Below are 12,079 nucleotides of genomic sequence, written 5' to 3'. Positions count from 1 at the left end.
CGATTATAAAAGAGCTAACTAAATGATAAAAAAATATACTCTTAATGAACCTGCTATAAAGTTAGATTCTGATTTGGCAGGTGAATTCCCTCTCTATATATATCTATCTAAAGATAAAAAAGTACTTTTATATTCTGAATTAATTACTCAGCTACTTAATGATGAAAGAGTTGAGAAGCCATTAAAAGTATCGAATGAAGGGCTTTCTTTTTTATTGCAAAGTGGAGTTGTTCCTCCACCTTTAACGGCCTATGAAAACATATTTATTCTTGGTATTGGCGACTCTGTAAAAGTACAAACCAACAACAATGAAATTGTAATGAAATTTGAGCATAACTTCCCATTTATGAGTGATAAAAGGGAAGGTAAAGAGGCAATATCTGAACCTAAGCATGAAGATATATTAAACTTATTGGTCGAAGAAACAGTTAAAAGAATTGATCCCAATAAAAAAACATACTTATTCCATAGTGCAGGGAAAGATAGTAATAGTATTGTTTTAGCCTTATCTGAAGCTGGTATAAAAGACAATATAACGCTTGTGACTCATCGCTCTAAAGGGAATTTAGACGAGAGTATCATTAGTGAGAAAATAGCAAAGCAGCTAGGATTTTCGCATCAAGTATTACACGAAATAGATGAACTAAAAGAAGAGCACTTAGTATTTATTAAAAAATACTTTAAAGAATCTCCGTTCCCATGTGTAGATAATCTTTGCTTAGCTTATCCATTGTATAGCATGCAAATTCCAGAGTTAGTGAACGCAAACATTATCTTTGGAGATGGTAATGATAGTCATATGATAAGTCCTCCATCGCCAAAAGATAGGTTATTTATTAATATTTTGCAGTTTACATCTAAGTTTTCTTTTTTAAGAAATTTTATTGAATCTGAAAGTCATTTAAATGTTCCACTACGAACACCTTCTGAGTGGTTTGGCTCATCTGGATTTTCTTTGAAAGATAGTAATAAAATATATCCAGAGGGTATTTCTGTTTATCCGTACTGGAGCGCAGAATCTAAAAAAAGAAGGAAATGGGATTTATTTTATTTTAAATCTGATATTTACTCTACGCGTGTAATTAGCGAAAAAATGATGAGGAAGTTGTTTAATTTTTCTACTTATTTAAACGCAAATATAGTCCTTCCTTTTGCAACGAAACGTGTTGCTAAATATTTTTCAAAAGTAACTGAAAATCATCTGTTTGATAGAAAAACCTTTAAAAACAAAATGATTTTAAGAGATATTTTAAAAGAGCGAATGAACCTCGACTCCGATGAAATTGGAAAAATGGGGTGGTCATACGATACAATCTCTATTGTATTGAATAACTGGGACTTAGTTACGAAAGAAATTTACGATTGCACTTTGTGGGAGCGTGATGAAGTAGAAAAAATAATCCATAGGCTGAGGAAAACTGTTGACAGTAAAGGGAAGTACTCTGAGTTTTCTTGTGTATTAATATATCGATTATATTTACTGTCAATGTGGAAGAATAAGAGTAAATACTTGAATGAAAAATAAAAAAATTACTTTCTTTATATCATCACTCGCAGGTGGTGGTGCTGAGGGTGTGTGTGTTACTGTCGCAAGTGGTTTAGCTGAAGCAGGTTGTGATGTAACACTTGTAATACTTACATTGAAAGATGCTGCTTATCTCGCTCGATTAAGTAAAAAAGTCAACTTAGTTGTATTAGACTTACCAAATGCTCGCAGTTCTACTTTACCTATATATAATTATTTAAAAACACATAAACCAACTAAAGTAGTTGTTTTTAATTATGAACTTAGTCTTATATTGTTACTTATTAAGCTTTTTATGAGAGTTAATGTAAAAATTATAAGTAGGAATATAAACTCACTTTCTGAAAATTCAAAAAATGTTGAAAAAAGCTTTCGAACTTCTGTTTTTTCTTTTTTATTAATGAGAATTTATAAGAAATCTGACCATATTGTTAATCAGTGTGAAGGCATGAGAACTGATTTATTATCAGTATTTCCAGAATTAAAGAATAAAACGAGTGTTATATATAATCCTGTAAACAAAACGATTGAGAACTATGCTCGAAATGTTGATTTTACTAAAGTAGAAAAGCAAAATTATTTACTTTGCGTCGGTCGTTTAGAAAAGCAAAAAGCATTTCATTATGCTATTGAAGCTTTTGCTGGAGTTGCTTATAAATACCCGGGTTTACGTCTTAAAATAATTGGTCAAGGGAGTTTAGAACCCTCACTTAAGAGTCTAGCTATCAGTTTGAATGTTTCTGAAAGGATCGACTTTGAAGGTTTTCAAGGCAATGTGATACCTTATTATTTATATGCAAAGGCAACTATTTTAACATCTCTTTACGAAGGCTTTCCGAATGTTTTAATTGAATCCATCACACTAGGTACTCCTGTTGTTGCTGTAAATTGTAAGAGTGGCCCTAGTGAGATAATTAAAAGTGGCTGCAACGGCTTCATAGCAGATTATATGAGTAGTACATCATTGATTGAAAAAATTGATTTATTATTGCAAGTTGAAATGAAACCTTATGATGTCCACATAACCTCAAAAGTTTATTCAACTAACTGTATTATAAAAAAATGGCTTGAAATTTAAGTTCGTTTTTTATCTGATAATAAATTTCACACAATTTTATTTTGGTTGCATAAATGAAAAAAAAATCATTGGTTAGTTTTGCTGCTGTGCTTTTTATCAGTTCAATCCCTTTTTATGATGTTCCTCAGTTTCCGGTGCCTGGAATTACATGGTCATTCTTATTTGGCTCTATATTTTTGTTTTTATACTTTATTATTTTAAGGAGAACAGAGCGAAGGTTAACCATATCGATTTACCCATTTTTAGCTTTTGCTGTCTTTCTTATCATTTATATGACTTCTTATATATATAACTTTACTAATTTGGATGGAAGAGGGTTTAATCATATTATTTTCTATATGATAACTTTCTTTTTTTATTACTTTTGTTTTTATTTAGCCTTAAATTTTTTAGGAAAAGCTTGCATACAAAAGATTATATACTTTGGTTTGGCTGTAATTGCACTTGTTGGTACTGTAGAGATACTAATGTTTTTTATTTATGGCTTTAGTGAATATGAAAATTTTTTAAACCATGGAGGAAACGTTGGGGTTTATGGTGGGCTATTTCCTCGTATGCGATCATTATTTAATGAGCCAAGTCACTTAGCTCTTTTTGTGGTTTCTTGTTCTGTATTTATTTGGGATATTGGTTTAAGGGCTAGATTACTCGTGGTGTATATTTTATTTTGGACTTTTTCTACTTCAGCTGCTTTTGGTATTGCTGCAGCAGTTTTAGTGTATAATCTCTATAAATCTTGTATTAACCGACGTGCCATTTACAAAATAAATTTATTGTTACTGATTATTATTCCTGCTTCTTTATTTGGTTTATTAACAAAATTCCCATTGTTTTCTAAATTATTTAATATGCTATCAGGTTCTGGAACGTCGGATAGTGTGAGGCTAACAGCGTTGCTAGAGAGTATAAAATATGTGGGTAATAGTCCTTTGATTGGCTTGGGGCCTACTTTTTATTATAACTATTCTGAGACGGGACTATTTAATCTCTATATGCAGCTATACATAGAGGCGGGCTTACTTGGGGTTTTATTTTTCTTATTATTTTACTTCTACCATATAAAGGCTGCATTGATTAAACCTGTTTACTTTATAGCTTTCTTTTCTTTATTTTTTCAATATATAGGCATGGATCATTATTATATACCTGGTATATGGATGATGCTGGCTTATATGCATTATGATAGTTGGTTATATAAAAAAACAAATAGGACAGATACATGAAGGTTGTGCACATTATTACAGGGTTAGCTGACGGTGGTGCTGAAGCTGTTTTATATCGCTTATGCACAACCGATTCAAAAAATAGCCATACAGTTATTTCACTAATGGGCTTATCTAAATATGGTCCGTTATTGCAGCAACAAGGTGTTACTGCGTATTCATTGGATATGCCATTAGGACGCTTTACATTCAGCGGCCTATTAAAGCTATATAAACTGATTAAAAGCATTAAGCCTGATGCAGTACAAACATGGATGTATCATGCAGACCTTCTTGGTGGCCTAGTGGCTCGTTGTGCGGGTATAAAAAATATAACATGGGGATTGCATCAGTCTAATTTAACACCAGGTGCTGCTAAAAAGTCCACCATACTGGTTGCGAAATTATGTGGCTATTTAAGTTACATCATTCCTAAAAAAATTATTTGTTGTGCTGATAAAGCTGCAGAAGCTAATAAAGGGATTGGCTATTGTGAAGCAAAACTTAACGTGGTTTACAATGGTTATGACCTTAACGATTTTAAAGCCGATAATAATGCTAAAGAACAAATTAAAAAAGAGTTTAGTATTTCAAGTAACACTGTTTTTATAGGCATGGTAAGTCGTTTCCATCCGTTTAAAGATCACGAAAATTTAATAAAAGCTTTAGGTTTAGTAAAGCAGCAGAAAATTAATTTTTCATGTTTATTAGTTGGTCTAGATATGTGTGACAGTAACCAGCAACTAATGGGATGGTTACAACAAAATAACGTACTCGATAATGTTATTTTGGCAGGAAAAAGAAGTGATATACCAAAAGTAATGAATGGGCTTGATATACACCTTCTGTCAAGTTCTAGTGAAGCGTTCCCGAATGTATTAAATGAGGCTATGGCGTGTGGTACTCCATGCGTTACCACAGATGTAGGTGATGCTGCACATATTGTTGGTGATACTGGATGGGTGGCTAAACCGCAAAATTCTCAAGATTTAGCAAGTAAAATAGTTGAAGCTATAAATATGAAAGCCCATTCAAAAGATGCATGGGAAGCAAGGCAGCTTAAAGCGCGAGAGCGAATAGAAAATAACTTCAAGATAGAAACCATGGTAAGTAAATATAATGAGATCTGGAACTCTTAAGCCTTATGAACAAAAAGACATTATTTATAGTCACGACTGTACCTGAAACTCTAGACACTATTTTAAAAAATCAGCCTAAATTTTTAAATAATACATTTGATGTATCTATTGTAAGCTCTCCTGCACCGGCTTTAGAGCGAGTAGCTAAAAATGAAGGTGTTTCAGTATATCCAGTGCTAATGAGCCGAGGTATAAATGTATTTAGAGATATTATTTCACTATTTTTTATGATCAAATTATTTCTAATTCACAAACCAGATATAGTGCATTCGTATACCCCAAAAGCTGGATTGATCGCCATGCTAGCTGCAAGACTATGTTTTGTACCAATTAAAATACATACGTTTACGGGTCTTATTTTCCCTACTCAAACGGGTTTTAAAAAAAGCTTATTAATTTTTATAGATAGACTTATTTGTAAATCAGCTACTCATATAGTACCAGAGGGAGAAGGTGTTAAACGCGATCTATTAAGTTATAAAATTACATCCAAACAGCTAAACTTAATTGGTAATGGCAACATAGCAGGCATTGATGTTGGGTATTTTAACAAAAATAACGATGGTATTAGTACTAACCTAAAAAGTGAATTATCTATTCCCACTGAGCATTTTATTTTTACATTTGTAGGGCGCTTAAATATAGATAAAGGAATAAAAGAGCTAGTTAATGCTTTTATATTGCAAACAGAAAAAAATCACTTACTACTGGTTGGTGATATTGATCATACAGCACCTATACAGCCTGATATTATGACTATAATTGAAAACCATCCTAGAATTCATATGTTAGGTTTTCAGTCAGATATACGTCCAGCATTAATAGCCAGCGATGTAGTGGTTCTTTCGAGTTATCGAGAAGGGTTTCCTAATGTTGTTTTACAAGCCGGTGCTATGTCATTACCTGTTATAGCAACAGATATTAATGGTTGTAATGAGATAATAACTCCTAATTTTAATGGGTGGTTAGTGAAACCTAAAAATGAAGATAGTTTAGCTAAAGCAATGCAAAATGCTACTACATCCTCACTTAGTTTGATGGCTTGCAATGCAAGAACAAGAATTGTAGAAAGATTCGAAAGAAATACTTATCTAAAAAAGCTAGAAAACTTTTATTTACAGTTGGTTAAACCATGAAACGTTTATTTGATTTTATAGTGGCACTGAGTGCCTTTGCTATGTTGTTACCCATTATTGTTATTGTAGCGATATTAATCCGTACTAAATTAGGTTCACCTATTTTATTTACGCAAAACCGCCCTGGTTTACACGGTAAAGTATTTAAAATGATGAAGTTTAGAAGCATGCTCGATGCCAAAGATAAGCACGGTAACTTGCTTCCAGATAACGAAAGAATGACTAAGTTTGGCGCTTTTTTACGCTCAACTAGTTTAGACGAGCTACCTGGTTTGTTTAATGTTCTTAAAGGCGATATGAGCTTAGTTGGGCCTCGGCCATTATTAGTACAATATTTACCGCTGTATAACTCAGAACAAGCTAAACGCCACAATGTAAGACCTGGTATAACAGGTTGGGCACAAGTTAACGGGCGTAATGCGATTGGCTGGGATGAAAAGTTTAAGCTCGACGTATGGTATGTAGAAAATCAAAGCTTCCTCCTCGATATGAAAATATTACTGTTAACGGTAAAAAAAGTTTTTATAAGAGAGGGCATCAGTGCTGATGGGCACGTAACTATTGAGCCTTTTAAAGGCTCTAACAATGACTAAGCCAGCTGTAAAAACGTTGGCTATTTTAGGGGCTAGCGGCCACGGTAAAATAATAGCTGATATTGCTGAGCAACTAGGTTTTAGTGTTAGCTTTTATGACGATGCCTATCCTAATAAAAAAAATATAGAGCATTGGCCTGTTATAGGTACATTTTCAGATTTACTTAATGTACCTAGCACCAACATAAATGTTGCTGTTGCTATAGGTCACAATAATACTCGAGAAGTAAAAATAAAAACGCTAGCCAAAAATGGCTATACACTTCCAATCCTAATACACCCAAGTGCGGTTATAAGTAAATATGCTCAAATAGATTTAGGGTCTGTCATAGCTGCTAATGCTGTTATTAACGCTTTTGCAGTAATAGGCCGTGGATGTATAATTAATACTTCAGCTATAATTGAGCATGATTGCAAAATAGATGACTTTACGCATATTTGTCCAGGTACAGCATTAGCTGGCGGAGTTTGCGTCGGACGAAGTAGCTGGGTAGGTATTGGAAGTAAAGTAAAACAACTTATTAATATTGGCGACAATACATTAATTGGTGCAGGTAGTTTAGTTGTCAAAGATATACCATCTGGTGTAATTGCATATGGCTCTCCTTGCACTAAAGTTTCAGATAATAGTTAAGCCTTTTTTAAATTTTATAGGAATTGCATGTTAAATACCCCATTTTCCCCATGGCCTAGCTTTACACAAGAAGAAGCCGATGCAGTTAGCCGCGTTATTTTATCTAACAAAGTAAATTATTGGACCGGCACTGAAGGCCGTGAATTTGAAAAAGAATTTGCAAGCTGGGCTGATAGTGGATATGCCATAGCGCTAGGTAATGGCACATTAGCACTTGATCTTGCTTTAAAAGCATTAAATATAGGCGCTGGTGATGAAGTAATAACTACTCCGCGTACTTTTTTAGCATCTGCTTCAAGTATTGTTACATCTGGTGCGGCCCCTGTATTTGCGGATGTTGATCTAAATAGCCAAGCTATAACCGCCGAATCTATAAAAGCAGTATTAACGCCAAAAACTAAAGCAGTTATTGTTGTTCATTTAGCGGGTATGCCAGCTGAAATGGATGAAATAATGGCGCTCAGTAAAGAACATGGATTTTATGTAATTGAAGACTGTGCACAAGCCCATGGTGCTAAATATAAAGGTCGTTCTGTTGGAAGTATTGGTCACATAGGTGCATGGAGTTTTTGCCAAGATAAAGTAATGACTACTGGTGGCGAAGGAGGAATGGTAACAACTAACTCAAAAGAGCTATGGTCAGCCATGTGGAGCTATAAAGACCACGGGAAAAGCTTTGATGCTATTTATAATAGAGAGCACCCACCAGGTTTTAGATGGCTGCATGAAAGTTTTGGCACAAATTGGCGTATGACCGAAATGCAAGCTGCTATAGGGCGTATTCAGCTAAAGCGTATGGCTAAATGGACCGCAAAACGTCAAGCTTATGGTGCATTGCTCGATAATGCCGCAGATAGCTTTGATTGCGTAAGATTAGTTAACGTACCAAAACACATCGAACATGCTCAATATAAACATTACATGTTTATAAACCCCGAATATTTGGCTAATGATTGGAATCGAGATCGTATAGTAAACGAAATTGTGGAACGTGGTGTACCGTGTTTTCAAGGCAGTTGTTCAGAGGTTTATCTTGAAAAAGCATTTGATGATACCCCATGGAGACCTAAAAAACGTTTACCTAATGCCGTACAGTTAGGAGAAACGTCAATTATGTTTTTAGTGCATCCAACTTTGACTGAAAGCGAAATAGGTAAAACAGCTCAAATAATCAACGAAGTGCTTGTTTTAGCTTCTTTAAAATAAAAACATATACCTAACGATAACGTTTACTTACAAAAAACAACCAAATACATAAAGACTATATAAATATTTACATATAGTCTTTAACTATTAAGTGCAATGGTTGTTCATCTTGTAGTAAAATTGTAATCAATAGAATAGTAGTATCACTGCTAGCTTCAGGGAAATGTATTGTGCCTTTAAAATTTTTAGTTAATTTACCTCGTCCTCAAAAAAGAATTATTTCTCTCTTCATCGATAGCGTATTTATAATAGTCGCTTTTTGGCTGGCTTTTTTACTCAGGCTAGACAGTACAGCCGTTTTAAAAAACACACACACATGGGTACTATTGGCAGCAGTATTACCTTTGAGTTTATTAAGCTTCGTAAAACTTGGGCTTTACAGAGCTGTATTGCGTTATATGAATACCCAGGCTATGTGGGCAATTATTGCGGGTGTTGTTCTTTCGACTGTTTATTTAACTGTTTTATCTTTTTTTCTTAGTGCGCCAGTACCAAGAACAGTACCGTTTATTTATGCCAGCTTTTGTATTTTATTTGTTGGTGGTGCAAGGCTAACGGTACGAGCTGTAGTTGGTCAAATAACTATGCGCCGTAAAGAAGGTGTAATTATATATGGGGCTGGTTCTGCTGGTCGTCAATTAGCCACCGCCTTAGCAAACGGGCCAGAATATTCACCAGTCGCTTTTATAGACGACGACCCTAAAAAGCATTTATCGTTAATCCAAGGTATTTGTGTACATGCACCGTCGCAAATTGCTGAAATTGCAAAGCAAAAATGTGCAAATAAAATATTGTTGGCACTACCAAGTACATCTCGAAGTCGTCGAAAAGAAGTCCTTAACGCAATAGAAAAGTTTAAACTACAAGTTATGACAGTTCCCGGCATGGCCGATATTGTTGCAGGGACAACGAATCTTGATGAAATCAAAGATGTTGAAATAGAAGATCTGTTGGGCCGCGATTCAGTCCAACCACGACAAGATTTAATGTCGGCAAATATAGCCAACAAAGCTGTAATGGTAACCGGTGCTGGCGGCTCTATAGGTTCAGAACTTTGTAGACAAATAATTAAGAACAGCCCGACTAAAATAGTGTTATTTGAGCTGTCTGAGTTTGCTTTATATGCTATAGAAAAAGAGTTGTCGGAGTACTGTGATACCAATAATTTAAATATAGAAGTACTACCAATATTAGGTTCAATTCAAAATAAAAAACTTGTTGAATCTACATTTTCTACCTTCAATATTCAAACTGTCTATCATGCTGCCGCATATAAACATGTACCTTTAGTTGAGCATAATGTAGTTGAAGGCGTGCGTAACAATGTTTATGGCACCTACAATGTAGCAACCGCTGCAATTTATACAAATGTAGAAACGTTTGTATTGGTTTCCACTGACAAAGCAGTACGTCCAACAAATATAATGGGCACAACTAAGCGCATGGCTGAATTAGTACTGCAAGGGCTATCTGAAATCCAAGACACAACACGGTTTACTATGGTCAGATTCGGTAATGTTTTAGGATCGTCTGGTTCTGTTGTGCCTCTGTTCAGAAAACAAATTAAAGCAGGCGGCCCAATAACACTTACTCATCAAGATATAACGCGTTACTTTATGACAATACCAGAAGCTGCCCAGTTGGTTATTCAAGCGGGTGCAATGGGAGTGGGTAGTGACGTGTTTGTACTTGATATGGGAGAGCCTGTTAAAATTAAAGATTTAGCGACTAAAATGGTTCACCTATCAGGGCTTGAAGTTAAACATGCAAAACGCCCAAATGGCGATATAGAAATTAAGTGCACAGGATTACGCCCAGGTGAAAAACTCTTTGAAGAGCTACTCATCGGAGATAACGTTATTGGAACAGACCACCCAAGAATCCTAAGTGCACAAGAAGTTAAAATGCCTTGGTCTGAGCTCGATCCGTTTTTAGATAAACTTAAAATTGCATGTGACGAGTCTGATCATCAAGAAATACGTAGGTTATTTTTAACAGCACCTACCGCTTTTTCACCCACTGATGGTATTTGTGATTTGAATTGGAAGCAAAAATTTAATAAGCAGACTAACGTTACAATTTTACCAAACGTAAGTGGCTCCTAAAGCGAATAGATTGCAATAGTTTGATCTTTGTAGGGAATGACATGCCTGCGTGGATTTCCCCCTCGGTGTATGTGACCAGTAGGCGCCTTGCTTGCTGGCGCTTTAAAAACGCAGCTTTTACGTATTTATTAAATTGCGATAACAAGCTTCACGCATACGTGGATTTTTACCCTCGGCGTATGTGGTCATGCAGGCGCCTTGCTTACTGGCGCACTAAAAGCGCAGCTTTTACGCATTTATTAATTTGCGTGAGCAAGCTTCACGCCTTGTATCTCTCATTGATAAATGATTAGCTATCATTTATCACATCGAAGTCAGTGAGCTTGCCTTTACGCCTAGTATTTAATACTGCGCCGTAGATAAAGCCCTGACTTTCTATTCTCACAAACTGAATGGTATCCAAGCACGCTTTTATTTAAGTAGATGCTGTATGTACAAGGGGAGTAAGTAGAGATGATGTTTATCGGCATTGATATTAGTAAAGAGAAAATTGATTTATCGTGGTTGAGAGACCAGCTTACAAACAAGATTAAAACAAAAGTCTTTAAAAACAAGCATCAAGACTTTTTAGCAATAGAAAAATGGCTTTTAAATACAACAAAAAGCGCTGCTAATGAGCTCGTTATCACTCTCGAACCAACGGGTGTTTATCATGAAGCACTGATGTATTTTTTACACGAGCAAGGCTTTAAAATTATTTTAGCGAATCCAGGTAAAGCAAAAAAGTATGCAGACGCTTTAAACATAATTCACAAAACAGACAAATCTGATGCAACGATGCTTGCTCATTATGGCTGTGCTAAGCACGCAGTCGTTAATTATTGGCAACCTGAAGCATTAGAGATTAGAGAGCTTAAAGCCCTTATCCGTCGTTTAGATGCGCTTGAGAGTAACCGACAACGAGAAGCTAACCGATTAGAAGCAAGTGAATTCAGTAACGTTTCAGCACGTGTTTGCCAATCGATAAAAGTGACTATCGCGTTTTTAGACGATGAAATTAAACAGCTTAAATCTGACATTGATAACCACATAGATAATGAACCTGATTTAAAAAGAAACAGAAAACTACTTGAGTCTATCCCTGGCATTGGACCCGTATTATCGAGAGAGCTGACGTATTTGTTTGCGGCTAAAAAATTTAATAAAGCCAAAGAAGCGGCAGCTTATTGCGGATTAATTCCACGGCATAATGAATCGGGTAAATTAAAAGGGCGAACGTCAATCAGTAAACTTGGGCCAGCCAGAATTCGATGCAAACTTTATATGGCGGCCATTGTTGCAGGGCAATGGAATAAAACAATAAAGAGACACAAGTTAACGTTAATAAATAATGGTAAAACACCGATGCAAGCTGTGTGTGCAAATATGCGAAAGTTAATTCATATATGTTTTGGCGTAATAAAAAACCAAGAAGCGTTTAAGCTTCAAGAAAGTTAAATACGACCTTGAAGCTTAAAATGA

At 35.2% G+C, this 12,079-nt stretch carries 10 protein-coding genes; all 10 read left to right on the top strand.

Features of this window, described 5'->3' with window-relative positions:
* Positions 1 to 22: 22 nt before the first annotated feature.
* Positions 23 to 1,525 carry a hypothetical protein gene (locus WNY79_RS08305; protein ID WP_342875631.1) on the top strand — a complete coding sequence of 501 codons (1,503 nt, stop codon included), beginning with the start codon at positions 23 to 25 and terminating at the stop codon, positions 1,523 to 1,525.
* On the top strand, positions 1,515 to 2,603 hold the full coding sequence (locus WNY79_RS08300; protein WP_197116374.1) for a glycosyltransferase: 1,089 nt from the start codon (positions 1,515 to 1,517) through the stop codon (positions 2,601 to 2,603). Before WNY79_RS08305 ends, WNY79_RS08300 begins: the two co-directional genes overlap by 11 nt.
* A 53-nt stretch (positions 2,604 to 2,656) precedes the next feature.
* Positions 2,657 to 3,826, top strand: coding sequence for an O-antigen ligase family protein (locus tag WNY79_RS08295; protein ID WP_342875630.1), 1,170 nt, complete (start codon positions 2,657 to 2,659; stop codon positions 3,824 to 3,826).
* Positions 3,823 to 4,944, top strand: a complete 1,122-nt coding sequence (locus WNY79_RS08290; RefSeq protein ID WP_342875629.1) for a glycosyltransferase — start codon at positions 3,823 to 3,825, stop codon at positions 4,942 to 4,944. The genes WNY79_RS08295 and WNY79_RS08290 overlap by 4 nt, the downstream gene beginning before the upstream one ends.
* 5 nt (positions 4,945 to 4,949) lie before the next feature.
* Positions 4,950 to 6,080, top strand: a complete 1,131-nt coding sequence (locus tag WNY79_RS08285) for a glycosyltransferase family 4 protein (RefSeq protein WP_342875628.1) — start codon at positions 4,950 to 4,952, stop codon at positions 6,078 to 6,080.
* On the top strand, positions 6,077 to 6,673 hold the full coding sequence (locus WNY79_RS08280) for a sugar transferase (RefSeq protein ID WP_024593736.1): 597 nt from the start codon (positions 6,077 to 6,079) through the stop codon (positions 6,671 to 6,673). Before WNY79_RS08285 ends, WNY79_RS08280 begins: the two co-directional genes overlap by 4 nt.
* On the top strand, positions 6,666 to 7,307 hold the full coding sequence (locus WNY79_RS08275; RefSeq protein WP_197116381.1) for an acetyltransferase: 642 nt from the start codon (positions 6,666 to 6,668) through the stop codon (positions 7,305 to 7,307). The genes WNY79_RS08280 and WNY79_RS08275 overlap by 8 nt, the downstream gene beginning before the upstream one ends.
* Positions 7,308 to 7,334: 27 nt before the next feature.
* A complete protein-coding gene (locus WNY79_RS08270) occupies positions 7,335 to 8,513 on the top strand; it encodes a DegT/DnrJ/EryC1/StrS aminotransferase family protein (protein WP_342875627.1) in 1,179 nt (392 codons plus the stop codon).
* Positions 8,514 to 8,683: 170 nt separating this feature from the next.
* Entirely contained in the window at positions 8,684 to 10,618 is a 1,935-nt protein-coding gene (locus tag WNY79_RS08265; protein ID WP_342875626.1) for a nucleoside-diphosphate sugar epimerase/dehydratase, read from the top strand.
* A gap of 453 nt (positions 10,619 to 11,071) precedes the next feature.
* Complete coding sequence (locus tag WNY79_RS08260) at positions 11,072 to 12,055, top strand: IS110 family transposase (RefSeq protein WP_342875625.1); 984 nt, start codon at positions 11,072 to 11,074, stop codon at positions 12,053 to 12,055.
* Positions 12,056 to 12,079: the final 24 nt, after the last annotated feature.

The organism is Pseudoalteromonas sp. AS84, assembly GCF_038900255.1.
In the GTDB taxonomy this organism is placed as follows: Bacteria; Pseudomonadota; Gammaproteobacteria; order Enterobacterales; family Alteromonadaceae; genus Pseudoalteromonas.
Note: the sequence above shows the minus strand (reverse complement) of the source record. Positions and strands in the feature narration are given on the sequence as shown.

Coding starts and splice junctions, on each gene's coding strand:
- WNY79_RS08275 (WP_197116381.1), top strand. CDS start 6,666: ATGACTAAGCCAGCTGTAAAAACGTTGGCTATTTTAGGGGCTAGCGGC.
- WNY79_RS08295 (WP_342875630.1), top strand. CDS start 2,657: ATGAAAAAAAAATCATTGGTTAGTTTTGCTGCTGTGCTTTTTATCAGT.
- WNY79_RS08270 (WP_342875627.1), top strand. CDS start 7,335: ATGTTAAATACCCCATTTTCCCCATGGCCTAGCTTTACACAAGAAGAA.
- WNY79_RS08290 (WP_342875629.1), top strand. CDS start 3,823: ATGAAGGTTGTGCACATTATTACAGGGTTAGCTGACGGTGGTGCTGAA.
- WNY79_RS08280 (WP_024593736.1), top strand. CDS start 6,077: ATGAAACGTTTATTTGATTTTATAGTGGCACTGAGTGCCTTTGCTATG.
- WNY79_RS08260 (WP_342875625.1), top strand. CDS start 11,072: ATGATGTTTATCGGCATTGATATTAGTAAAGAGAAAATTGATTTATCG.
- WNY79_RS08285 (WP_342875628.1), top strand. CDS start 4,950: ATGAACAAAAAGACATTATTTATAGTCACGACTGTACCTGAAACTCTA.
- WNY79_RS08305 (WP_342875631.1), top strand. CDS start 23: ATGATAAAAAAATATACTCTTAATGAACCTGCTATAAAGTTAGATTCT.
- WNY79_RS08300 (WP_197116374.1), top strand. CDS start 1,515: ATGAAAAATAAAAAAATTACTTTCTTTATATCATCACTCGCAGGTGGT.